This window comes from Pseudoalteromonas sp. S1610, from assembly GCF_005887465.1.
Lineage (GTDB): Bacteria > Pseudomonadota > Gammaproteobacteria > Enterobacterales > Alteromonadaceae > Pseudoalteromonas > Pseudoalteromonas undina.
The window spans coordinates 1-25,575 of the sequence record NZ_PNDI01000010.1 but is presented as its reverse complement, the minus strand read 5'-3'; the positions used below and the strand labels follow the sequence as shown (position 1 = coordinate 25,575).

Annotated in this window: 22 protein-coding genes; 6 read left to right on the top strand and 16 right to left on the bottom strand. The window is 41.1% G+C overall.

Going from position 1 to position 25,575, the window contains the following annotated elements:
- Positions 1-292 precede the first annotated feature (292 nt).
- A complete protein-coding gene (gene deoD, locus CWB77_RS04940; RefSeq protein ID WP_008110728.1) occupies positions 293-994 on the bottom strand; it encodes a purine-nucleoside phosphorylase in 702 nt (233 codons plus the stop codon).
- A gap of 64 nt (positions 995-1,058) precedes the next feature.
- Positions 1,059-2,276, bottom strand: coding sequence for a phosphopentomutase (locus CWB77_RS04935; protein ID WP_008467026.1), 1,218 nt, complete (start codon positions 2,274-2,276; stop codon positions 1,059-1,061).
- A gap of 192 nt (positions 2,277-2,468) precedes the next feature.
- On the opposite strand from CWB77_RS04935, the gene udk reads away from it, so the two are divergent.
- Positions 2,469-3,098 (top strand): uridine kinase, encoded by a 630-nt coding sequence (udk, locus tag CWB77_RS04930; RefSeq protein ID WP_008110733.1) that lies wholly within the window; start codon positions 2,469-2,471, stop codon positions 3,096-3,098.
- 17 nt (positions 3,099-3,115) lie between these two features.
- A complete protein-coding gene (locus CWB77_RS04925) occupies positions 3,116-4,339 on the top strand; it encodes a NupC/NupG family nucleoside CNT transporter (protein ID WP_008110735.1) in 1,224 nt (407 codons plus the stop codon).
- 388 nt (positions 4,340-4,727) lie between these two features.
- Here CWB77_RS04925 and CWB77_RS04920 read toward each other — a convergent pair whose 3' ends face one another.
- The 13 genes from CWB77_RS04920 to CWB77_RS04860 form a co-directional block, all read right to left on the bottom strand.
- A complete protein-coding gene (locus CWB77_RS04920) occupies positions 4,728-5,453 on the bottom strand; it encodes a substrate-binding periplasmic protein (protein ID WP_249931423.1) in 726 nt (241 codons plus the stop codon).
- Positions 5,454-5,689: 236 nt separating this feature from the next.
- Entirely contained in the window at positions 5,690-5,899 is a 210-nt protein-coding gene (locus CWB77_RS04915; protein ID WP_008467029.1) for a cold-shock protein, read from the bottom strand.
- A 261-nt stretch (positions 5,900-6,160) separates the two neighbouring features.
- Positions 6,161-6,874, bottom strand: a complete 714-nt coding sequence (locus tag CWB77_RS04910) for a hypothetical protein (protein WP_055011595.1) — start codon at positions 6,872-6,874, stop codon at positions 6,161-6,163.
- A complete protein-coding gene (locus CWB77_RS04905) occupies positions 6,871-7,611 on the bottom strand; it encodes an iron transporter (protein WP_138621594.1) in 741 nt (246 codons plus the stop codon). The genes CWB77_RS04910 and CWB77_RS04905 overlap by 4 nt, the downstream gene beginning before the upstream one ends.
- Complete coding sequence (locus CWB77_RS04900; protein ID WP_010388691.1) at positions 7,598-7,951, bottom strand: cupredoxin domain-containing protein; 354 nt, start codon at positions 7,949-7,951, stop codon at positions 7,598-7,600. Before CWB77_RS04900 ends, CWB77_RS04905 begins: the two co-directional genes overlap by 14 nt.
- On the bottom strand, positions 7,944-9,245 hold the full coding sequence (locus CWB77_RS04895) for an ATP-binding protein (protein WP_138570303.1): 1,302 nt from the start codon (positions 9,243-9,245) through the stop codon (positions 7,944-7,946). The genes CWB77_RS04900 and CWB77_RS04895 overlap by 8 nt, the downstream gene beginning before the upstream one ends.
- Positions 9,246-9,307: 62 nt before the next feature.
- Complete coding sequence (locus tag CWB77_RS04890; protein ID WP_010556093.1) at positions 9,308-9,967, bottom strand: response regulator; 660 nt, start codon at positions 9,965-9,967, stop codon at positions 9,308-9,310.
- 11 nt (positions 9,968-9,978) lie between these two features.
- On the bottom strand, positions 9,979-10,626 hold the full coding sequence (locus CWB77_RS04885) for a tetratricopeptide repeat protein (protein WP_055011599.1): 648 nt from the start codon (positions 10,624-10,626) through the stop codon (positions 9,979-9,981).
- Positions 10,627-10,639: 13 nt separating this feature from the next.
- Positions 10,640-11,410 carry an SDR family oxidoreductase gene (locus tag CWB77_RS04880; protein WP_138621592.1) on the bottom strand — a complete coding sequence of 257 codons (771 nt, stop codon included), beginning with the start codon at positions 11,408-11,410 and terminating at the stop codon, positions 10,640-10,642.
- Positions 11,407-12,096 (bottom strand): iron-containing redox enzyme family protein, encoded by a 690-nt coding sequence (locus CWB77_RS04875; RefSeq protein WP_008466894.1) that lies wholly within the window; start codon positions 12,094-12,096, stop codon positions 11,407-11,409. Before CWB77_RS04875 ends, CWB77_RS04880 begins: the two co-directional genes overlap by 4 nt.
- Positions 12,089-13,567, bottom strand: a complete 1,479-nt coding sequence (locus CWB77_RS04870; protein ID WP_138621590.1) for an AMP-binding protein — start codon at positions 13,565-13,567, stop codon at positions 12,089-12,091. The genes CWB77_RS04875 and CWB77_RS04870 overlap by 8 nt, the downstream gene beginning before the upstream one ends.
- On the bottom strand, positions 13,564-14,217 hold the full coding sequence (locus CWB77_RS04865; RefSeq protein ID WP_138621589.1) for a thermostable hemolysin: 654 nt from the start codon (positions 14,215-14,217) through the stop codon (positions 13,564-13,566). The genes CWB77_RS04870 and CWB77_RS04865 overlap by 4 nt, the downstream gene beginning before the upstream one ends.
- A 95-nt stretch (positions 14,218-14,312) precedes the next feature.
- On the bottom strand, positions 14,313-15,875 hold the full coding sequence (locus CWB77_RS04860; RefSeq protein WP_502705057.1) for a sensor domain-containing diguanylate cyclase: 1,563 nt from the start codon (positions 15,873-15,875) through the stop codon (positions 14,313-14,315).
- A gap of 255 nt (positions 15,876-16,130) precedes the next feature.
- Between CWB77_RS04860 and CWB77_RS04855 the strand changes: the two genes are divergently transcribed.
- From CWB77_RS04855 to CWB77_RS04845, 3 genes are all read left to right on the top strand, one after another.
- Entirely contained in the window at positions 16,131-17,939 is a 1,809-nt protein-coding gene (locus tag CWB77_RS04855; protein ID WP_138621587.1) for a glycoside hydrolase family 3 protein, read from the top strand.
- A 1-nt stretch (position 17,940) separates the two neighbouring features.
- Positions 17,941-18,675, top strand: coding sequence for a 5-oxoprolinase subunit PxpA (locus CWB77_RS04850; RefSeq protein ID WP_138621585.1), 735 nt, complete (start codon positions 17,941-17,943; stop codon positions 18,673-18,675).
- Positions 18,676-18,833: 158 nt separating this feature from the next.
- Positions 18,834-20,858, top strand: a complete 2,025-nt coding sequence (locus CWB77_RS04845) for a S9 family peptidase (RefSeq protein WP_138621583.1) — start codon at positions 18,834-18,836, stop codon at positions 20,856-20,858.
- 675 nt (positions 20,859-21,533) lie between these two features.
- Here CWB77_RS04845 and CWB77_RS04840 read toward each other — a convergent pair.
- Positions 21,534-23,135: an isocitrate lyase gene (locus CWB77_RS04840; RefSeq protein ID WP_010388704.1), complete on the bottom strand. Its 1,602-nt coding sequence runs from the start codon at positions 23,133-23,135 to the stop codon at positions 21,534-21,536.
- A 238-nt stretch (positions 23,136-23,373) separates the two neighbouring features.
- Here CWB77_RS04840 and CWB77_RS04835 point away from each other — a divergent pair, with 238 nt between their 5' ends.
- A complete protein-coding gene (locus CWB77_RS04835) occupies positions 23,374-25,566 on the top strand; it encodes a malate synthase G (RefSeq protein ID WP_138621581.1) in 2,193 nt (730 codons plus the stop codon).
- The last annotated feature ends 9 nt before the right edge of the window (positions 25,567-25,575 follow it).

Genomic DNA, 25,575 nt, shown 5'->3' with positions numbered 1-25,575 from the left:
TTGTTCACTTTAAAGGCAAGCTTTATAACTTAAACATTAGCATTAAGTTATAAATACTGACAGGGAAATAAATGAGAACACAACGGGCTACGGGTTTCGAGTATCGAGCAACGAGCTAGTGCTAAAACCTAGGAACATAAAGCTCGTAGCTCGAAGCCCTTGGCTCGCATCCCGCACCTAAATTCAGGCATAAAAAAAGCCGCATAAAATGCGGCTTTGGGGGTTTAGTCTCACTTCACTTTGGGCGTGTCTCCAAAACTTAGTGAATACGTTACCAAGGAACTGTTTAAGACTAGATAGACTCTAATGCAATTTTAACCATTTCGTTGAACGTGGTTTGACGCTCATCTGCAGGTGTTGCTTCGCCGGTGATCACGTGATCGCTTACGGTAAATAATGCCATTGCTTTTGCGCCATACTCTGCTGCTACGCCGTATAGGCCAGCTGTTTCCATATCAACCGCAAGTACACCTAGTTTGTCTAGGTCTTTGTAGAAAGTGTCATCAGCTTGATAGAAAGTATCGGTAGTAAATACGTTACCTACTTTTGCATCAATGCCTAAATCTTTAGCCGCATTAACGCCGTTTAAAAGTAAATCAAAGTTAGCAATCGCTGCAAAGTCAGTACCACGAACGCGGGCACGGTTCACGTTAGAATCTGTGCTTGCACCTTGTGCAAAGATTACGTCGCGAATTTTAATATCGCTGCCAATACCACCACAGGTACCAATACGGATAATATTTTTAACGCCAAAACTAACAATAAGTTCACGAGCATAAATTGACATTGAAGGAATGCCCATGCCAGAACCCATAATGCTCACTGGCTTACCTTTGTAAGTTCCTGTAAAGCCGTACATGTTACGTACGCCAGTTACTTGCACTGCATCATCTAAAAAGTTTTCAGCAATATATTGTGCGCGTAGCGGATCGCCTGGCATTAATACTGTTTCGGCAAAATCACCTACGTTTGCACTGATATGCGGAGTACTCATTGATTGTTTTCCTTTTGTTTGGCTAAAAGCCCTATTACTTTAAAATAGCGAGCGTATTTCTAAGTTATTTAACTGTGTTCAGCTTATCAATAAAGCCATCACCATATTCTAACGCTTTAAGGTTAAACCATTGCGCAAGTGTTTGACCGATATCAGCAAAGCTATTGCGTTCACCCAGTGGCGTGTTGTTCATTCCTGGCTGATAAGCAATAACTGGCACATATTCACGAGTGTGCTCAGACCCTGGAAAGGTCGGGTCACAGCCATGATCGGCGGTGATCATTAATAAATCATCTGGCTTTAGCTGATCTAAAATAGTTGGTAAGTAATCATCAAACTCTTTTAGCGCTTTAGCATAGCCAACAGGATTTCTGCGATGGCCAAACTTTTCATCAAAATCAACTAAATTGGTAAAAATTAAACTGTGATCCTGCGCAGTGGCCATCACTTCACTGGTTTTTTCTAGCAAGTTCATTAACCCTGGCGCTTTATGCTTTTGGGTAATGCCTTGGTGCGCATAAATATCTGAAATTTTACCAATACTGATTACTTCGCCACCGTCTTTTGCAAGTACATCAAGCAATGTTGGCGAAGGCGGTAATACTGAATAATCACGACGATTACCGGTTCTGGCAAAGTCTTGACTATTTGAACCCAAAAATGGCCGCGCAATCACTCGTCCTATATTCATTTCATCAAGCAGCGCCCGTGCGATTTCGCAAACTTGATAAAGCTTCTCTAGGCCGAATGATTCTTCATGCGCGGCTATTTGAAACACACTGTCAGCTGAGGTGTAACAGATTGGTTTACCTGTTTTTACGTGCTCTTCACCTAGCTGCTCTAAAATGGTGGTTCCCGATGCATGGCAATTGCCTAAAATGCCCGGAATACCTGTACGAGCAATAAACTCGTCTACAAATTCTTGTGGGAAACTCGGTTGTGTTTTTGGGAAATATCCCCAATCAAATAACACTGGCACACCAGCCATTTCCCAATGACCCGATGGCGTGTCTTTACCGCTTGAAAGCTCTTTTGCATAACCCCATGCACCTTGTGGCTCATTTCGGTCAGCAATTAAACAGGGTTCTTTACCAGCGGCTTCACATGCATCAACTAACCCTAATTTTGAAAGGTTAGGAAGCGAAAGCTTACTGCCAGTTTCGTCATAATATGCCTTGAGTAAATGTGCGAATGTATTAGCACCTACATCACCGAATTTATCTGCATCGGGTGCTGCGCCAATTCCTAAACTATCCGCCATTAAGATAATTGCTCTTGCCATTGTGACCTCACATCTGTTCTAGGTGGTTACTTTATCTGCTCTTCGATTTTTCCGTACAGGACATAAGTCCTGTTTCATAAAACCTAAACATTATAAATTTGCACTCTTAAGCGAAGCAAAAGAGATTAATCGTGTCTTTTTTGCTATTGTGATCTACCAACAATATATCCTTCTGTGTGGGTGAGAACTTTAGTGACACGAACTATTATAGCTATTGCAGGCGCATCGGCGTCCGGCAAATCTCTATTTAGCCAAACAATTTATAATGAATTGGTAAATGAGCTTGAACCAGGCGCTATCGCCATTATTGAAGAAGATGCTTATTACAAGGATCAATCGCATTTGCCGATGGCACATCGTACGCAAACGAATTACGACCATCCTGATGCATTTGAACACGAACTAATGCTTGAGCATTTAACACAACTTCGTAATGGCCACTCTGTTGAAGTACCAACTTATGATTATGCCCAACATACACGCAGCGATAAAACACGCCGTGTGGCTTCGGCTAAAATACTCATTGTAGAAGGTATTTTATTACTGAGCGATAAAGCGCTTAATAAAGAATTTGATATCAAGGTGTTTATAGATACACCGCTAGATATTTGTTTAATGCGCCGAATGCAACGCGACATGGAACAAAGAGGCAGAACATTACAATCTGTTGTTGAGCAATATCAAGCAACTGTTAGACCGATGTTTTATCAATTTATTGAGCCTTCAAAGCATAACGCTGATTTAGTTGTGACTCGAGGCGGTATGAATCGCGTTGCGATTGATATTATAAAAAGTAAAATAAAGTACATTTTACAAGAATAACAACGGGAAACGTTTGTATGACAACATTTATGAGCTTAGTAGGCATGATGGTGCTACTAGGCATTGCCTTTGCAGCCTCAACTAATCGCAAAGCAATAAAACTAAGAACCGTGGGTATCGCATTTTTAATGCAAGTGATTATCGGCGGATTTGTACTGTTTTTTGAAGCAGGCAAAAATGTATTAGCGAGTATGTCTCGCGCCGTTTCATCGGTTATTGGTTATGCCAACGATGGAATTAGCTTTTTATTTGGCCCATTAGCTTCGCAAGATACGCTAGGGTTTATTTTTGCAATTCAAGTATTGCCCGTTATTGTGTTTTTCTCAGCGTTGGTTGCTGTGTTATATCACTTAGGCATTATGGATTGGATTATTAAAATTTTGGGTGGCGGTTTACAAAAATTATTGAAAACCTCACGCACCGAGTCGCTTTCAGCCACAGCAAATATTTTTGTTGGTCAAACTGAAGCGCCTTTAATTGTTAAACCGTTTATTGCAACCATGACCAAGTCGGAATTGTTTGCCGTAATGGTTGGTGGTTTAGCCACCGTAGCAGGCTCTGTAATGGCCGGTTATGTGATTATTGGTGTTGACCTTAAGTATTTAATTGCAGCCAGCTTTATGGCGGCACCAGGTGGTTTCTTAATGGCAAAAATGATAGTGCCAGAGACAGAAACACCTAAAGATGATTTAGCCGAGATAGATTTAGGCGATGACAAACCGGTTAATGTTATTGATGCAGCAGCATCAGGCGCAGCAAACGGTATGCAGTTGGCGCTTAACGTAGGTGCAATGCTACTTGCTTTCGTTGCGTTAATTGCTTTATTAAACGGTTTATTAGGCGGTATTGGTGGGTTATTTGATTACCCTACATTAACGCTACAAGAAATTTTAGGCTACTTATTTGCCCCTGTTGCATGGTTACTAGGAGTACCGTGGAATGAGGCAATTATAGCCGGCAGCTTTATTGGTCAAAAGTTAGTGGTAAATGAGTTTGTTGCTTACTTAGACTTTATAAATTATCGCGATACGTTAAGTGCGCATACACAAGCAATTGTTACTTTTGCATTGTGTGGCTTTGCTAACTTATCATCGATAGCCATTTTACTAGGTGGATTAGGCGGTATGGCGCCTAGTCGGCGAAAGGATATCGCACGCTTAGGGCTCAGAGCAGTGTTAGCAGGATCTATGGCTAACCTTATGAGCGCAGCAATTGCTGGGTTTTTCCTCTCGCTAGCTTAGAAACTTAATGAGATGATCCATCTGTTGCAAAACAATAGGATAGCGCTTTAAGGGGTTAAAGCACTATCTGACTTGAACGATACTTCACCAAGGGCCGCAAGGCCCTTTTATCGTTTTAGCCCCCCTACTTTTAAATCCTCAACAACTGGCCCCCAAAGTTATCCTTTGCTAAACCTTCATTCACGCACTCCTTACGCCATTAAAAGCCATCATTGCACTCTCTAAAAAATATGAACAACTGTGTAACTGCAGAAGCATTTAATTGTCAGCCCTTTACAAGGCGCTTGAGAGTGCGAAGTTAACAAGGATAAATGGTTGTAAAGAGGTAATATAGGCATTATTAAGCGGGAACTTTTTGAGCTTTTCTACGCTTACCCGACCTAAAGCTTTAATTTTTTACATAACGTTTAATGTAAGGTTCATAGCCAGACTCTGCTTTAAGTTGCTTTAGAGCTTGATTAAAACGTTCTACAATCGCAGGTGAAGCAGCTTTATTAAAACCAATATAATTGCCTTTTAGCTCATCTACATGAATTTGTTTAAGCTTTACTAAATCATCTCTAGAGTAGCCAAATGGTTCGGTTTGATGGCCTATGGTAAAGTCAGATCCAATAATTAAATCGATACGTTTTTTAAAAAACAAACGCATAAATGAGTCTGCTTCACTAAATAACAATAAGTTTTTATCAGCTACAAACCCAAGTCGACGCACCAGCATTTCATAAATATCGCCTCGTACTATGCCTAACGAATAGTTCTTAGCTTGGGTGATATCGTCCATGACAATATGTTCACTGGTTTTTAATTTATAAAAATAGGTTTGATTTGACACCAAGGGTCCAACCCATTTAAAAAGAGGCTCTCGCTCTTGCGTTTTTGCCAAAGAAAAAATGGCTGACTGCGGGTTACTTTGCACTAAGTGGTAAGCACGCTTCCAAGGTAGCATTATAAACTCGCACTCTAGCGCTGCACGGGCACAGGTATCTTTTACTATGTCATGATTGATACCCACCAATTGGCCAGTGCCATCTTGAAAGTTATACGGAGGAAAACTTTCGGTATAAATAACCAGTTTAGGCTCAGCAGCCTGAATTTTTTGGCTAAATAACAGCACAAAAGCTAATAGTATAAATTTATAGATACACACCCCCTATGATTTAAGTAATAACTTTAACCTAGAAAACTCGTAGAGACTATTAATTTATAACGCTGTTTGTAATGTTAAAATAGCAGATGACGTAAATAGAAATAAAATGACGGGAATGTTAAAGCGGTGGTGGGATGTTCTTAAATTTTGGGCACAAAAAAAGCGCCTTAAGCGCTTTTTTTCATTTTACTTAAAAAGTAAAATTATAGAGCTGTGATGTTATCAGCTTGAGGACCTTTTTGACCTTGTGAAAGAGTGAACTCTACACGTTGGCCTTCAGCTAAAGTTTTGAAACCTTCGCTTTTGATTGCTGAGAAATGTGCGAAAACGTCTGGACCGTTTTCTTGCTCGATGAAACCAAAACCTTTAGACTCGTTGAACCACTTAACTGTACCTGATACAATGTTAGACATAGTATTATTCCTGATATAAAAAATTAAATTGTGCCCTAATGGGCGGTGTAGCAAAAAATGAGATGGTACTTAAAAACTTCAGGACGGTACTACAAGTATTACTTATACAACAACGAAATGGAGATTTATAAATTATCATGCTTTCTTTCTAGCTGCGGCCTACTATATAGAGTTACTGCGACAAGTCAACCCTTTACGCGATTTAATTAATAAAATAACCCTCGCAACTCACTTTACATGTTAAGCACTTGTTTAAGCAGCTTAAAATTCAAATTCTAACGCCATTCTAAAACTATGATTCTTCTCTGACTGGCTGATTTCAGTAATAAAACCGGCTTCCCACTTTAATTGTTTTTGTCCATCAAAGCGGTGCAAGCCTATAAACCCAGGGCCAATACCCACAAAGTCTTCACCAAGATAAACCTCAACCGCGGGCTGAAAAGCAGACAAGTATCGGTAGCGATATTGCGCTCTAAACTCGCTTTCCCATTCGTTTTCTATATCTTGCCCCCATTCGTATACTAAAAAAGCATTCATGGTGAGGCTTGCACGCCCAAACTCTTTTTCAATTACAAAACCGGAGGTTGCTTCGTATGCGTCGGCGTCATGCTGTTTTTCAAATTCAAATAACGCGCCCCAATCAGCCCATAGCCTGCCCTGCTCTATTAACTGCCAACGAAGCTCTAACTCATACGCTTGCAAGCCAAAGTCACCGTTATCATCGCGCTCACCCACGATGTAGCCTTCCAATGCCATGGTGTCGTTTATTGCGCCGCCTAAGCCAACGCGCTGCGCTAAAATATTACCACTATCAGTTTGATGCGACACAAGCCGCCATTCTAGCTCGCGCTCAAACGGCAACACATACGGATGATAAACTTTATCTACCACTATGCCATCAGCATAAACGAGCTTAGGTATTAATAAACAAAAACCAATTAATACAGTGGCTGCAAATAGGTTTATTGCTTTCATGGTTTTTCCTTAGTGATTAATTTAGGAATAAAATAACAAGCAGATAAAAATAACACGCTGCTCAGCGCATAACTTAAAACACTGGTTAAATTAGGCGTAGCCTCATAACCAATCAGAGCGCGCAATACTCGTCCAAACTCTGAGTTTTCGGTTAAAATGTCACGTAAATCCCATACGGTTACCGTTGTTGCTATCAAATCAATTTGGCTTGCTAAATCAAGTGCCACTACTAGTTTTGCACCACTATTTAATGCCAACAATACTAATAAAGGGGTAAGCCCAAAGCGCTGTTTGGTTGCACTCAATAAAAAATACAACAACACGCTAAAGCTGCTACATATTCCCAAGCCTAAAAAAGTGCCAATAAATAAACTTTGAGCCGCTTCGTTGTTTTGCCAAAAGCCAATCAGGTAAATAATGTAGTGACTTAAATAAAGTGTCATTACGCTGATAATCGCAATCATAAAAGCAGCTGTTGCTTGTTTAATGGCGTAGTACAGTGCACTAATAAAAATTAAAATACACAAACCAATTTGGGCATATTCTAAACCCTGATAGTCAAACAAGGGGCTAATTAACGGCGCACTTTTTACAAACAAAAATGAAAGCCCGATCCCTAAAATAAGCCCTCCCAGCAATTTCATTAAACTTTGCTTGGCTACAACTTGCAGTAAAATAAGTAAAATGGCCACCGGCAGTAACTGGTTTAGACTCATCACTAGGCTAGTTATTAGCATTAGAGCGCTCCTTTTCAGTTACTATGACAGCACCACGCGCCGTATTGGGCGAAAACTCGCCGAAAAATTCATAACGCCCAGGGATTAACGGCCCGATATAAATAACGCTTTTGCGCTTAGGGTAAAGTACTTTCTCTCGATTGAGATCGAAACTGTCGAACTCTTCAGGCGTACTATCTTGATTTTCGATTAACAAACGTACCTTTTTATTGGCCGGTACGACGATTTCTGCGGGGTAAAACAAATGATCTTTAAGTACAATAAGATAGTCTTTACTGGCGGCGTTAAATGATAAAAATACACAACAATATAAGTAAGGCCTAATAAGTCGTTTAATCACATTTAGCTCCTGCAAAAACTACCTGTACTTTTAAGCCACCCAAATCACTATCCGTTAAGTGAATTTCAGCGCGATAAATAGCAATAATATGCTGCACTATTGCCATGCCTAAACCCGCACCTTGTTCACCCGAAGGGTGTTGGTCACCGCCAACACGATAAAAACGGTTAAATATCCGTTGTTTTTGATCGTCCGCCATACCTGGGCCACTGTCTTCTATTTGCCAAATACGCTGCTTGTGCATCTGCTTTAGCGTTATTTTTATTTGTCCATTGGCTGGTGCGTACTTTATGGCATTGCTAAGTAGGTTTGAAATCAACGTCACTAAGGTAAATTCATCACCGTTAATGATAAAGTCATCTCCCTCAAGACTGATAGTGTGGTTTTTAGCCTCTATTTTTTCATACAACTGGCTAACTACCTCTTGCGTGATCGCTAATAATGATTGCTCCTTAAACTGTTTTTGCCACTGCTCTGGCTGAGTACGCCCTAGTATTAGCATTTGCTCTACTATATTGGACAGTCGATTAATACCTTGAGTCATGGCTTGTAATTCTTGGTTATCCCCTTGTTGAGCAGCCAAATTATGCACATTAATTTTTAAACTGCTCAGGGGAGTACGTAATTCATGTGCCGCATCAGAGGCAAAAAAACGCTCTCGTAAATAGGCGGTTTCTACGCGTTTAAATAAATCGTTTAAGCGGCTGATCACCGGTTTTATCTCTTCATCAGTCACCTGCCAATTGATCGCAGTGAAATCATTTGCTTGGCGCAGAGCTAACTGTTTTGATAAACGGGTTAATGGTGCCAGTGCATATTTAACAAAAAAGCTAATAAATAGCGCAAGCAAAGGAACCGCCCAAAGCATAGGCAACATGGCTGATAAAATCACCGCCTCGGCAAGTTCAAACCGCTTAGCAATCGGCTCGGCAACAACCACGGTGCGTAAAGAAGTGACAAAAACGAATACCCGCATTCGCTGCCCTGCAATATTAAGCGTTTGAAAACCCGCTTGATACTGGCTCAAATCAAGATTTAATTCGTCAGAGCCACTAAGGAGCTCACCAGCTTGCCAAATTTGATACAGTAACTGGGCGCTTTCTTGCATTTTTGGCGCCATGGCGTTTATAGATAAAGGCTGTTGCATCAACACTCCAGCGACCACTTTTAGCTCACTATCAAGTAGTTGCTCACCATGGCTCATACTTTTTTGGTAGCCTTTGACTAAAGCTAAAAAGCACGTTAACACCATCATTGATAGTAAAATAAGAGTTAAACGCTTACGAATTGACATAGAGTATGGTTACCTTTGTAAATTCAAGTTTGTGCAATCTAGGGGCGTTTTAATCACGTGAGCTATCTCTTTCCCACGACATAACCAATACCACGGAGAGTTTTAATAAAATCGCTGGGGAATTTTTTTCGTAGGTGATGAATATGCACTTCAATGGTGTTAGAGCCAACCTCTTCACCCCACTGGTACAGTTTGTTTTCTAACTGCTGTTTAGATTGCACGCGACCTTGGTTTTCCAATAGTGCCTTTAGCAGCATGTATTCTTTTCGTGGCAGAGAAAGCAGCTCATCGCTGAGTGTGACACTATGCGCTGACGTGTCCATAGTCACTTCACCACACTGTAATAAACTCGACTGAGCTTGATTTACTCGTCGGCTTGCTACGCGCAAACGAGCAAATAATTCGGCTGGTTCAAATGGCTTAGCTAAATAATCATCAGCGCCCATATCAAGCCCTTGCACCTTGTCATCTATGCTACTTCGTGCAGTTAGTATAACCACCGGAATCACTTTTTTTTGCGCTTTTATGTGCTTTAAAATTTGTGAACCATCACCATCGGGTAAACCTAGGTCAAGTATAACCAACTCTATTTCACCACTGCCTAAGCATTGCAATGCATGCTTAACCGTTGCGCTATGCTCTACACTGTAGCCTTCTTGGCGCAATGAGCGGCAAAGCCCTTGCGCCACAAGATGATCATCTTCAACTAATAATAAATGCATTGTTTATTTTGTTATCTCTTTAGTTTTTTATCTACTTTAGCTAATAAAGAGCTAATTGCTTGTTGACGATATTTATCAGCTTTAGCACGAGTATCACGAATACCTGCTGCTTGCGCAACTAACAAATGGGCTTTAGCTTGCTCATATTCACGCTCGTCATATAAAAACTCACCATACAAGTAGTTAGTATCAATGCCTTTTTTGTTAAAAGCGAGCGCTTGCTTAAAAAACTTGTCGGCGGTGTCATCATCACCAAAACCAATAGGCCACCCCGGTACTTTACTGTATAAGGTTGCTAGGCTGGCATACGCTGAGCCACCTAAAGCACTGTCGTCTATTTTAAGGGCTTGCTCTAATGACGCTTTTGCATCTTTAGCATAGCCCAGCGCCCCTAACCCACCCTTTGCGCCAGCAAAACTGGCCAGTACAATGCCGTTCCACGTATAGCTATTTGCTGAATCAGGGTAGCTTTCAATAAATTGAGCACTTTGCTCACTTAGTTGAGTAAAGGCTTTGATTTGTGCATCATCTTTAAGCTCATAATTAGCGACCGCCCACTGCTGTTGAATAGCGAGTAAATCGCTTTGTTCGTCTGCAAATACCGGCGATGAAAACACACTAACAATGCTTAAATAAGCTACTAAAGTAAATTTTTTCATAATAAATCCTCTATTAACCTAAAAACTGTTTTATTTTAGGGAGCTGTTTAGCAATTGCGTTATCCACAATACGTGGAAAAACGCCATTGATACGTGCAAAAAGTTTCTCAGGAAAGCCAATAAATCGTCTGGTTTTATTTGAGTTTAATAACGCAACTAACTCATCAGCCACCAACTGTGTGGAGTCCATTTGATTACCAAGCGCCTTATTCATTGCTCGGGTTTGTGCATCATTAATATCTGTATCGGTTGCTCTTGGTGCTAAATAACTAACTTTAACGGGTGTATCTGAAAGCTCTCGTGATAGCGCTTCGCTAAAACCACGTAAACCGAACTTACTAGCACAGTAAAGTGTTTGATATGGGTAACCTATACTGCCAAATGACGACCCAACATTAACTATGGAGCCTTTATTCGCATGCAATTGCGCTAAAAACAGCTGACATAATTTCATAGGGACGGCTAAGTTAGTGCTCAGTAGATTATCAATTTGCTCACTACTCGATGCACTTAAGCTTTGCATTACATTAATGCCTGCATTGTTTATGAGTAACTTAGCGCCCCCTAATTTTTTGGCTTTAATGGCTAGTGCCAACATGTTTTCGGCAACCGTTAAATCCCCCACAAAAACAATACTACCGGGACATTGGCTACTTAGCGTATTGAGGGCATCACTATTTCGCCCCACCAAGAGTAGTTGCCAACCTTGGCCGTGTAGTGTTTTGGCAATGGCTTGACCAATTCCACCTGTCGCACCAGTTAATACACATAAGCTGGTATTCATGCGTGTTGCTCTTGTGCTGATGCTTTAAAAAACGGCTCGTCGTCTAAAGCGCGAAAAATATCGCCGTACAAACGGTAAAAACATTTTGCGCCATGTAAAATAGCCTGCTGATCCGCCTCGTCAGTAATTTGATTCATTAAGTTTTCAAAAAACTTAACATGCTCTATATCAAGCGCGCCGTGAGAGGTTAAATAGCTAAACGCTTTTTTAGGAAGCCCTATTGCATTCGCTATGTTTGATGCGGCTCCATCAGCAAGCGCAATTGAGGTCCCCTCTAATACGTGAACCATACCAAAAAAGCTAAGCGGATTTTTACGTGCAATACTATCGTAGGCATACGACACCATCATTTCAGTGGCGAATTGTGGCTGACTATAGCGCACACTTTCTTTATCAAACCCACAGGCTGCAATGTCGTTTAGCACCCACTCTTGATGACCAATTTCTTCTTCAATATATTCAGCTACCGCTTCACGTAACCATTCTTGCTCATCAGTTAAACGTGCGCCAAGTGACATCATTAAAGGAACAGTGTGTTTTACATGATGATAAGCCTGCGCTAAAAACGAGGCATACTCTTCAAGCGTTGCTTGTCCGTTAAATACACGCTGTATAATTGGCGCAGCTAATAAGTACTCACGCTCGTTTTGAGTTTGTGCTTTTAATGTATTAAAAAAATCACTCATGGATCACTTCTCCAAGTCGGTAAAACTGTTCAAAAATAGGGCTGTAGTGCTGGCTAATTGCCGCTCGTTTAGGGCGATTATTAGCGGTTAATAATCCTTGCTGCTCGTTTAAAGGTTGGGCCAAACGATGCCACTTTTTAATCTGTGCGTAGTCAGGAAGTTGCTGGTTTACTGTTTTTAAATGTGCTTTTAATTGCTCATCACTAAATCCGGGAGCCGCATAAATAAGCGCGCTTAAAAATGGCTGGCTTTCACCAAACACCACCGCTTGCTGTATCGCACTTTGGCTTAAAATTAATGATTCAGGCCATTCGGCGCTAACATTACGCCCCATACTGGTGATGATCAGATTTTTTACTCGCCCTTTTATGTACAGCTTATTATTACGCTTAGATACTAAGTCGCCAGTGGCGTACCAGGTATTTGGGTTATGCGGCGCTTGATTTAAATACCCTAAAAATAACGCTCCTTTAATAAATAACTCATCATTTTCAACTTTCGTTTCAACGTGCCCTAATACTTCACCAGCACTATTTATGTCGTCATAGTTGGGGGTGTTTAAACTCACTACTGAAGCAGCCTCAGACAAACCATACCCTTGATAAACCGGTAGGTTATATTCTCGTGCAGTTAAAATTAAAGATTCACTAACCCGTGCTCCGCCAACAGCAATAAACTTAAGTGACTTTGGTGGCTGCCAGCCTTGTTTTGCAAAGGCAACTAAACACGTTAATAACTCAGGCACTAAAATAAGGGTGTTAGGTTTTACACTATCGATTGCACCAATGAGTTTGTTAGGGTTTTTTAACCCTGAGCCAACAAAACCTAATTCGTTTAGCGGCATTAAATGTACACAACCGCCACTTAACAAAGGCGCATACACACCCGCTATATTTTCCAATAGTACTGGCAGCGGAAGTAAGCATAAATGCACGGGGTTACTAATGTTTATTTGCTCACATAATGACTGAGCTACCTGCATCTGGCTTTGTGTTGATAAGCACACCCCTTTTGGCTCGCCAGTAGAACCTGAAGTAAATGTAATTTTTTGCGTACCAGTAAAATAGTCCACGGGCTCAATTGCATCGAGCTGATAAATATAAAGGGTATAATGCTCAAATAATGTTACCGACAATGAATGCTTACCAAGCGAATGACGAGGCATATCACTAATAAAAAACTGCGCACCGCATTGCGCTAGCACATACTGTGTTTGCTGCTGACTAAAAAAATGGGCGATAGGCACCGCAACCTTGTTTGCAGCACTGGTTGCGGCATCAACAACCAGCCAAGCTGGAGTATTATCAAGCTGGAAGGCAATTACACCAGAATCTAAAGCGTTAAAAATAGCTGTCAGCTTATTAGTTTCTTGTTGTAACTCCAAAACGCTAATAGGCATCACTTTATTGGCTAAGTAACTAACAACCACTGGCTCATTCGCTACCTTATTAATATTATTTAATAGGCTCATAAGCTCTCCAACGCAGTCATCAAGGCATTAATTTGTTGTGTATTTTGCTGTTTAATATTTAACAGCATGGGTGTGTTAAGTACTTGCTGATGTGCCTGCGCTAAATTAACAATGCACACCGTAGGCTGATTCTCATAATAGCTACCCCAGCTCTTTGGCTGTTCTACTACAGTGCTATTAGCCAGTGCAATTTCGTTGCAGGTAACACCTAGTAGGCGTAGTAAGGCGCGTACTTTTTTGGTAGCGCAAAACACTAAGTAGCTCGCGCCAAAGCCGCGCAAAGCTTCATTTACAATAATAAAATGAGATAACGTGGCTTTACGATGTGTTGAGCAAAGGTTACCTAGCTCAAACACCTTATTTCGCGGTGTACCTGATGGTAAAAATTGTTCAATGGCCGCAGCTAAATATTGTTCAATGAATAAAGGGGAAGTGGCGTTTCTGAGCCCTAATGTGCAATGCCCTTGCACAGTTTTATACTGACAGAGTAATGGCATAAATGAGGTTAGGCTTGCATTATACGCAGCGAAAAAGCCTTGTTTTACTGTATTTTCAAGGCGCTGACGGTGTTTATCACTTTGCGTAGCACTAACAAAATGAAAAGGCTGTTGAAACAGCGCAGCTGAGGAATGATGTTGAGCTAGTTGCATATAAGCATCGCCTGTATTAAATCTATAGATAAAATTTAATCAGTGAAACTTAAATAAAACTTAAGGTAAGTTAATTTTTAAAAATAAATTTAATTTTAGCTGGCGATCACACTTTTATTACGACCCGTTTCTTTAGCGTGATAGAGCGCTTTGTCAGCGCATTTATATACTTGGTTAATATCATCGCTATGCTGTGGCCAAGTAGCGATACCAATCGATACATTTATATAGCCTACTTTTGCCATCAATGTGGTGGCTACTTGGTTGCGTAAACGCTCAGCAATAACAAATGCACTATCACTATTTTCGTTTGGCAACACCAGTAAAAACTCTTCTCCACCAGTGCGTGCCACAATATCATGCTTGCGCGATAACGACTGTATAATATGAGTAAGGGTTTTTAATACTTCATCACCCGTATCATGGCCAAACGTATCATTAACCCGTTTAAAAAAGTCGATATCAATTTCAAGCACAGCAAACGGTATTTGCTTATCCATTAGGTTTTCAAGCAATATGTTTAAGCCCCGCCTATTATGCGCGCCAGTTAGCGGATCGGTGAGTGCATCTTGACGTAATTGCCCCATTTGCGATTGCAAAGTATGAACGCCTTCTAGCATTGCATATTTAAGCTGCTGACTTTCAAAGTACCAAGACTTAATACCTTTGAGGTGCTCTACGTTTTTCTTATCGGTTGATAAGTTAGCGCTATCGGCTAATAACCTTAACGGCTTAGCAATATAGTGAGCTAACATAGCAATTAATAAAAAAGTAATGAGTACTATGGGTAACATTCGCTTAAGCACCTGCCCTTGAAAAGTATCTAGTTTTGCAAGTGTTGTCGCTTCACTTCGCTGGGCAACAATCCCCCAATTCGCGAGCTTAACGGGCGCAAACCCAGCAAGCATAGCTGTTCCTTGACTATTTAAAATCCGAGTGTAACCACGTTCACCTTGCAACACTCGCTCTATTACTAGGTTATTAGATACTTGCTCACCAATGCGCTTAGAATCAGGATGGTAAAGTAAGATTTTGTTATCAGCAACCACATAAAAGTAAGCCCCGCCATCGTAACTATGCTGTTTTAACAAGGCATTTAAAATACTCTGCTGCTCTAAGTAAAAGCTACCACCAATATAACCATAATAATTCCCTGCCAGATCAAACAGAGGATAGGAGACAACAATAATTAAATTATTAGCCAGCGAAATGTAAGGCAGGCTAACCTGCGGCTGCTGTGATTTAAGAGCCTGCTTAGAGTGGACTGAATTAACGGTTTTATTAATTATATTTAAAGACACAGGTGAAGCTGCTTTAACCACACCTTGCATATTGATAGCAACCGAATTAAAACTCTGAGTTTGCTCTAAAAGGCGGTTGGTTTCAGCTTGGAGTAACTCAGTGTTGGTAATATCTTCAGCAATAATACTGGCTGAAAACTCAAGTTGCTGCATTGCTGCTGCTAAAAAGTGCTCAGTTGCTGAAGCTAACTTACTAGCAAATACATGATTACTTTGCAGGGTATCTTTAATAACTCGTTCTTTTTGAACCTGATAACTAATATACAAACCACTAAACAAAATAGCAGCTGCAGCGGGCATAGCTAACAAAAGAATTAATTGCCTGAGGTTAAAAGTAAATGGTAATCGAAAACGCAACTTAATATCATCCTAAGCAAATAAAAACGACTGCTATGCACTGCATACACAATTAATATAATACATAAATAGAACTAAGTGGCCTAATTTTTGTTATTTTAAGGATAATTAAATCATATGGTTTATATTTGCTGGGTTTTGCAGTTAAGCTCAATAATAGTTAAGCTGCGTGCACTTTATTTTTATTTAGCCTTGGGGTGTGTGTTGCTAAATAAGTACTTGTTATCGTCTTCTCTTTTTTTAATCGGATGTTTCATGCCAATAAAATCTTCTTTTGCCGATTCTGCGCTGTCACTTAAACAGCAACTTGGGCAAAAACTTATGCTCGATTTACGCTACTTTTGTCACCAAGGCAGCAGTAAGCGCTGCAGAACAGCATTAACCGAGTTACCAGATACACTAGCCAAAGCGATTAGCCGTTATGATATTGGCGGGGTTATTTTATTTTCTGAAAACACCCAAAGTATTGAACAAATAATTAGCCTTAATCAGCAACTGCAACAAGCTGCGTCTGCATCAAAATCAGGCTTACCGCTGTTTATTTCTATTGATCAGGAGGGCGGACGCGTTGCTCGCTTACCTCGCGATGTGGCCACCTCATTCACCGGTAATATGTCAATTGGCGCAACTTATCCTGAGCATGGTACTTATTTTGCAACCCAAACGGCGAACGTATTGGCTACTGAACTCTCAGCGCTTGGCATTAATGTAAATTATGCTCCAACGGTTGATGTGAATATGAACCCTGACAATCCGGTCATTAATGTACGCTCATTTAGTGAAAACCCCGATGAAGTAGCGGTACTGGGTGCGGCACAAGTTAGTGAATTTGAAAAAAACGGGATTATTAGCGCTATAAAGCACTTTCCAGGACATGGTGATACCAATGTAGATAGCCATACCGGCTTACCTAAAGTGATGCATTCAAAAGAAATTATTTACGCTCAAGATTTAGCGCCCTTTAAACACATTATTGAGCAGCATAGTCCTGGGATGATAATGACCGCGCATATTCAATACCCTGAGCTTGATAGCAGTACATTAACCAATGTAGAGGGTAAGCAAATGATAAAACCCGCGACCATGTCGCGTAAAATCATGACCGATATTCTTCGTAAAGAGCTTAACTATCAAGGCGTAGTGGTAACCGATGCACTGGATATGGCCGGTATAAGCCATTTTTTCAGCCCTACCCAAGCAGTTGTAAACACTTTTGCAGCTGGGGTTGATATTGCGCTAATGCCAATAGAAATTAGAACGCCTGAGGATATAAATAAGCTTGATGCGCTCATTGACTCTTTAATTAGTGCGGTTAAAACAGGGCAACTAGACGCACATGAAATTGCCCATTCGACGCAGCGTATTACCTCGCTTAAAAGTAAGTTTAAATTAAACGCTTTGCCTAACCCCATTAATGCATTGGCTAATGCAAAACACATTATCGGTAATAAAGCACATCGTGAATTAGAAGCATCTCTGGCATTAGCGGCAATTACCCAAATAAAAAATAACAATAATACCTTGCCGCTTAAACTTGGTGCTGATCAGCATATTCATATTATTATGCCTGACACCCGCAAGTGCATGGCAATGCAACAAGCAATTAGTGCGTTAAGTTCACAACCACTCAGTTTTAGTTGCAGTAGCTTACAGGGCTTTGATCCAGATGAAGCGCAGCGCAACATAAACCAAGCAAGTATTGTTATTGCTGGCAATGCAACGCCGAATCAAAGTGCCGTGGAAATTGGCGGTATGGATGACTTAGCCGATAACCCAAACTTTGCCTTAAATAACGCAGAGCAACCCAAAGCGCTTGAGTCATTACTAAAAATGGCTAAACAACACACTCCCACGGTATTTATTAGTTTACGTGCACCGTATGACATTGCGCAATTTGGTAACTATGCTGATGCAGTACTTGCTTCCTATGCTTATAATATTGATGTGGATAAAAACGAGCTGGTGTCTGGGCCTGCCTTTACTGCACTGGCAAAAGTATTATTAGGCCAAGCTCCAGCCAAAGGCCAATTACCGGTAACAATTAAACAATCGAAGAGCCATTAATATGAAACTTAATTGTGATTTAGGCGAGAGCTTTGGCGCATGGCAAATGGGCCTTGATAACGATGTTATGCCCCATATTGATATGGCAAATATTGCTTGTGGCTTTCATGCAGGTGATTCGAGTGTAATGGCGCATACCCTAAAGCTAGCTAAAAAACATAATGTTATGATTGGCGCTCATCCAAGCTACCCTGATAAACAAGGGTTTGGTAGGCGCTCAATGAGTATGAGTGTGGCTGAGCTCACTCAATGTTTGCACTATCAAATAGCTGCCCTTGATGGCATGGCAAAAGTACAAGGGCTAACCCTTAGCTATGTAAAACCCCATGGTGCGCTGTATAACGACATGATGAACAACCAGCAATTGCTTACCACTGTTATGGGTGCGGTTGCCAGTTACCCTGCTAACTTAAAGTTGATGATACTCGCCACAGCCGATGCCAAGCTACATCAAACAATGGCACGGCACCTTGGGCTCACACTGATATTAGAGGCGTTCGCAGACAGGCAATACACAGACCAAGGGCAATTAGTAGCACGAAATATACCGGGCAGTGTGCATAGCAAAGACGCATTATTAGCTCAGGTTAAGCAGCTTTTAACCGGTAAAAGTGTAACTACTCAATCTAGAAAATCGTTGAAACTAGTTGCTGACAGCATCTGCGTGCATGGCGATAACCCCCAAGGCATTGCAATTATTGAAGAGATAAAAGCGCTTTGCTCAGCCAATAGCTAAAGTTAAAAATACAGATTAAGCTGTAAACCCCCTTTACAGCCTTTGTAACCTCATTGAATTAATGCTCATAGAGTTAATTATGGGCTTCATCGCATTGTGCTGTTAATTTAATAATCCCTCACTTATAACTGTACATAAGTTAACAACAGGGATTAATAATGAAACAGTTTTTAGCACTTAGTTTTATATTTAGCGCAAGCCATTTTGCCAGCGCAAACGACAATACACACACATTACAACTTCAAGATATATTCAACTTAGAATATGCCAACCAAATAGACATCACCGAAGACGGTAAAACAGTGTATTTCGTTCGTAACCGCATGGATATTAAAACCGATCGCAAAGTCGGTAATATTTGGTCTGTTGATTACAACACAGGACAACTGCAGCCCTTAACATCAGGTGTATTTATGGACTACTCGCCTGTGTTGTCACCCGATGGGCAGCGCCTTGCGTTTATCTCTAACAGAGATGGCAGTAATCAAATATACATGAAGTGGCTTAAAACTGGAGCTGTGGCAAAAATTAGTAACCTTACTAATGCACCTCGCTCAATAACTTGGTCACCTAATTCTAAACAACTGGTGTTTAGTATGTTTGTTCCTGAAATAAGCTCACCTCCTGTCAGTTTGCCTGGCAAACCTAAAGGTGCTAGTTGGGCAGAGCCAGCTAAATTTATTGACGATGTTTACTACCGGGCAGATGGCAGGGGCTATAGTCAAAAAGGGTTTAATCAGCTATTTACTCTTAATGCGAATGGCGGCAATGCACAGCAACTCACTGACGATAACTTTGATTACAATGGGGGGGTAAGCTTTAGTAAAAACGGCGAATCACTTTATTTCTCAGCCAATAGACACGCTGAACATGCGCTCAAGCCTACCAATAGTGAAGTGTACCAACTTAATTTAAGCACGTTAGAGATCACCCCACTGACCGACCGTAATGGGCCAGATCAACAACCTCAGGTCTCACCAAACGGTCAGTACCTTGCTTTTACTGGCTACGATGACAAGCGCACTAACTATGAAAATACTCAGCTTTATATTCGTGATTTGAAAACTGGCGATACTCAAAGCCTGACTAGCGATTTCGATCGCAGCGTTGGCCAAATAAAGTGGAGCGCAAATTCAAAAGGCCTCTATTTTAGTTATGCCGATGAAGGCCAAACCGCACTTGCTTATCAACCTCGAAGCGGTAAACGTAAAGTAATTACTGAAAAAATAGGAAGTGTGGCGTTTGGCCGCCCTTATTCTGGTGGTGATTTTGATATTAGTGAAAATGGCGATATTGCATTTACACTTGCTGATACTCAGCGTCCAGCTGATGTTGCAACAATAAAGCGTGGCTCAGTAAAGCGTTTAACCGATTTGAACTCAGATGCACTACAAACTAAGCAGCTCGCTAAGGTTGAAGAGCTATGGTTAAAATCAAGCCACGACGAGTTACCAATACAAGCCTGGGTTGCTTACCCTCCGGGTTTTGATAAATCAAAAAAATACCCACTGGTGCTTGAAATTCACGGTGGCCCTGTTGCTAACTATGGCCCTCACTTTAGTGCCGAAGTACAACTATTTGCCGCTAAAGGAAATGTCGTTTTATACATGAACCCACGAGGCAGTGACTCGTACGGTAAAGAGTTTGCGCAAACCATTCATCATAATTACCCAAGCAATGATTACGATGATTTAATAACTGGCGTTGACGCGCTAATCGATAAAGGCTTTATTGATGAGTCTAAATTATTCGTTACCGGTGGCTCTGGCGGCGGTGTATTAACCGCGTGGATTGTAGGCCATACGGATCGCTTTGCTGCAGCTGTTGTTGCTAAGCCTGTGATTAATTGGATCAGCTTTGTACTAACTGCTGACTTCTATCCGTTTTTTGCCGATTATTGGTTTCCGGGTAAACCTTGGGACCATATTGAGCATTACATGAAGCGCTCACCAATCAGTTATGTTGGCAATGTTAAAACCCCAACCATGCTTCTGACTGGTGAAGCAGACTATCGTACGCCAATTTCAGAAACAGAGCAGTTTTATCAAGCCTTAAAATTACAGGGGGTTGATACCGCGATGGTGCGCATTCCAAACGCTTCACATGGTATAACTGCCCGTCCATCAAATTTAATGACTAAAGTGGCTTACATTCAGTGGTGGTTTGATAAGCATTCGAAATAAAACGTAGAGTTATGAGTGACGAGCTATACAAGCTCGTTGCTCGAAGCTCGAAGCTCGAAGCTCGAAGCTCACAAGTGTAAACCCCCTTTACAGCAATAATGTGAGTAATCCCTTACATACTTTAGCTAAATATCGGACTTAGCTTCAAACTGAGTTGGTAAAAATTCGGTTTATACTAACTCAGCCCCTTTGAGTTAGTAAAAATTCGGTTTGAGTCACTGTTTATAAGCCCTCAGTTAGTAAAAAAATGTTTTATAAGGTGCGACAGTTAGTAAAAAATCGGTTTATTACTTTCTAAACCCAGTTAAAAATCTTTAAATTAAGCGTTTATATGCTTAAATTGAGGATTAGAAAGGCAAATCTACCCTTAATGATGAAGAGAATGGCTGTTTTTATCATGGTTAGTTAAAACCTGATCTGTGTTTTAACTAGCTAGTTAAATCGTGATCTATATGCGGTAAAAAGCGGGTAATTTATTGTGCTTACCCGTGTCAAAGCGTAATCAACATAAAGCCCTCACAGCCGAGCATAAACATCCTTTAAATTTATTTACACTTTTAAGCTGCACTGCATCCCTGAATAACTAGCTAGTAAAATACTGATCTATTAAATTTTGCCTTTATGTAGGCATAAAAAAAGGGCCTTGCGGCCCTTAAGTAACACTATCTAGTTGAATTAAAATTGGTTCATGGTGTTAGCTTCACCACCGGCTTTAAGTGCATTCTCGCCAGAGAAGTACTCTTTGTGCGTATCGCCAATGTTAGAGCCTGCAAGGTCTTGATGCTTAACTGACGCTTGCTCACGACGGATTTCTTGACGTTGTACGTCACGTACATAAGCCAGCATACCTAAGTCACCGAAGTAACCTTCAGATAGAATATCAGTGCTTAATGCTGCTGTATGGTACGTTGGTAATGTAATTAGGTGATGGAAAATACCTGCTTCACGCGCACCATCGCGTTGGAAGTTTTGTACCAGTAAGTCTGCAGCTGCAGCAAGCTCTGTTGCATCCATTTCTGGAGCCATAAGCGCTTTATTGTCATCTATACTTGGGTAAGCGCTAAGGTCACGACCTGCTTCTTGCCACTCTTGGTATACTTGCTCACGGAACTTAAGCGTCCAGTTGAACGACGGTGAGTTGTTGTATACTAATTTAGCATCTGGAACTTGTTCTTTAACGCGATTTACCAGCTCTGCAATTTGTTTTACGTGTGGTTTTTCTGTTTCAATCCACAGTAAATCAGCGCCTGACTGTAAGCTAGTAACACAGTCTAGTACTACGCGGTCTTTCTCAGTGCCTTCGCGGAACTGGTATAAACCGTTATCTAGGCGTGTAGGCTTACAAAGTTGGCCATTAAGCTTCATTGCCGTTTCGCCTTCATTTAAATCATCAACACTGTTTACCGGTGTTGTTTCTAAAAATGCATTGTATTGGCTTGCTAAGTCACCTGGTTTTTGTGAAACCGGTACTTTTTGCGTTAGGCTTGCACCTAGAGAATCGGTACGCGCAACGATAATACCGTTATCAATACCTAGCTCTAGAAACGCGTAACGTACTGCATTAATTTTAGCTAAAAAGTCTTCATGAGGAACGGTAACTTTACCTGCTTGGTGACCACATTGCTTAGCGTCTGATACTTGGTTTTCGATTTGGATAGCACAAGCACCCGCTTCAATCATCTTTTTAGCAAGTAGGTAAGTCGCTTCTTCGTTACCAAAACCTGCGTCAATATCAGCAATGATTGGCACAACATGCGTTTCAAAGTTATCAATTTTATTAAGCACGGCTTGAACGTCGCCGCCGTTTGCTTTTGCATCGTCTAGCTCGTTAAATAAATGGTCAAGTTCACGTGCATCAGCTTGCTTTAAGAAGGTGTAGATTTCTTCGATAAGTGCTGGTACTGATGTTTTCTCGTGCATACTTTGATCTGGAAGTGGGCCAAACTCAGAGCGAAGCGCTGCAACCATCCAACCACTTAGGTATACGTAACTGCGTTTAGTTGTTTTTTGATGACGCTTGATTGCCATCATCATTTGTTGCGCAGTAAAACCATGCCAACAACCTAAAGACTGTGTGTACTGGCTTGTGTCTTTGTCGTATGCAGCCATGTCTTCGCGCATAATGTCAGCAGTAAATTGTGCAATATCAACACCAGAGCGAAAACGATTTTGTAAACGCATGCGAGTTGCGTATTCAGGATTAATAGTTTTCCATGCACTGCCTTGTGATTGGCATAGTGTTGCTAGTGTATCTGTTTCACCTTGATATGTTGTCATAATAAAGTCCTTCGAACGGGTATTAATATTTATTGTTGAGAGAGTGACTACATTGCGTTAGCTCTGTAGCGCTTAATTAAACATTAGGCTTATTTTTTAGATTTAGTAAATTTATAGTTGTTATTACGGCTATACATATAGTGAATGGTTAAAAAGCACTCAAAGCGACTTTTTTGCGATATGGTAAGTGTACGCATATAAAAAATGCACTCTGTCGGACCGTTTAAGGATTTTAATTATGAGCCACACTCTCACCCACTCTGGACTCAGCGTTGATAAGCAACTAGCTGAATTTGTTAAAAAGCAACTATTACCAGGTACTCATCTAGACGAACACCAGTTTTGGAAAAGCTTTGCCCACATAGTGCAAACACTTACTCCGCTGAACAAGTCACTACTCGCTAAACGTGAACAATTACAAAAGCAGATTGATGACTACCATGTTGCTAATAAAAACGTTGATCAAGCCCAGTACCAAGCCTTTTTAAAAGACATTGGTTATTTAGTTGATGAACCTGAAAACTTTAATATTGAAACCCAAAATGTAGAACCAGAAATAGCGTTGACTGCAGGGCCACAGTTAGTAGTTCCAGTTAGTAATGCCCGCTTTGCTTTAAATGCTGCCAATGCACGCTGGGGTTCACTATACGATGCACTATACGGTACAGACGTACTCAGTGAGGAAGATGGTGCAGAGAAAGGGACTCAATACAACCCAGTGCGCGGCTTTAAAGTAATGGCCTACGCCAGACAATTTTTAGATAAGGCGCTACCCCTTGAAAATGGCTCGCACATCGAAAGTACTAATTATTCAATCGTGGATGGCGCACTTGCAATTACATTACGCGACAGCTCGCACACTACACTTAAAAACCCTGAACAACTCGTTGGCTATCAAGGTGAGGCACAAAACCCAAGTGTTATTTTACTTAAAAACAATGGATTACATGTTGAGCTGCAAATAGACCACCATCACCCTATTGGCCAAGCAGATAAAGCTGGGCTAAAAGATGTGGTACTTGAAGCAGCGCTGACCACCATTATGGACTGTGAAGACTCAGTTGCCGCAGTTGATGCCGAAGATAAAGTGCAAGTTTACAAAAACTGGTTGGGCCTAATGCAGGGCAACTTGGTTGAAACGTTTAGAAAAGGCGACAAAATGGTCGACCGTACGTTACAAGCCGATCGCCAATATACAGACCTTGATGGCCAAAAACTGACCCTAAAAGGGCGCAGTATGATGTTTGTGCGTAACGTTGGGCATTTAATGACAAACCCTGCTATTACCGATGTAAGTGGTAATGATGTGTTTGAAGGAATTATGGATGCCATGTTCACCGCAACAGCCGCACTGCACGATTTAAACACTAAAAATGCCATTCAAAACTCAACCGCGCAAAGTATTAATATTGTAAAGCCAAAAATGCATGGCCCTGATGAAGTAGCATTTGCTAACACTTTATTTGGCATGGTTGAAGAGGCGCTGAGCTTGCCTAAAAACACCCTAAAAATGGGTATTATGGACGAAGAGCGTCGTACATCTGCTAACTTAAAAGCCTGTATTCATGCTGCTAAAGAGCGTGTTGTATTTATTAACACCGGCTTTTTAGACCGCACCGGTGATGAAATTCATACATCTATGCAAGCGGGTGTGGTACTGCCTAAAGCGGCTATTAAAGCACAGCCTTGGATCAGCGCTTATGAAGATCGTAACGTTGATATTGGCCTAGCTTGTGGCTTAAGCCATAAAGCGCAAATTGGTAAAGGTATGTGGGCAATGCCCGATAAAATGGCGATGATGATGGAGCAAAAAATAGCGCATCCTCAATCTGGCGCAAATACCGCTTGGGTGCCCTCCCCTACCGCCGCCACATTACACGCAATGCATTACCATGATGTGGATGTATTTAGCCTGCAGCAAAGCATTGCCACGCGCCAAATAGCAAGCCTAGAAAGCTTATTAACACCCCCGCTAATGGCAAACCCAGAAACGCTGTCAAAAGAAGATATTCAAAGTGAGCTTGAAAATAACGCGCAAGGTATTTTAGGTTACGTTGTACGTTGGATTGATCAAGGAATAGGCTGTTCTAAAGTGCCTGACATTAACCATATTGGCTTAATGGAAGATAGAGCCACTCTACGTATCTCAAGCCAGCATATTGCCAACTGGCTGCATCATGGCGTGTGCAGTAATGAGCAAGTACAAAAAGTGATGGCAAAAATGGCTAAGGTTGTTGATGGCCAAAATGAACATGACAGCCTTTACATTCCCATGGCAACTAATGAGCAAACACTGGCTAATAGCATTGCCTACCAAGCGGCTTTGGCACTAGTATTTGAAGGCGTTAGCCAACCTAGCGGTTATACTGAGCCGCTACTGCATAGCTACCGCTTAAAATATAAAGCACAGCACCATAACCTAGCTGAATAGCTGAATAGC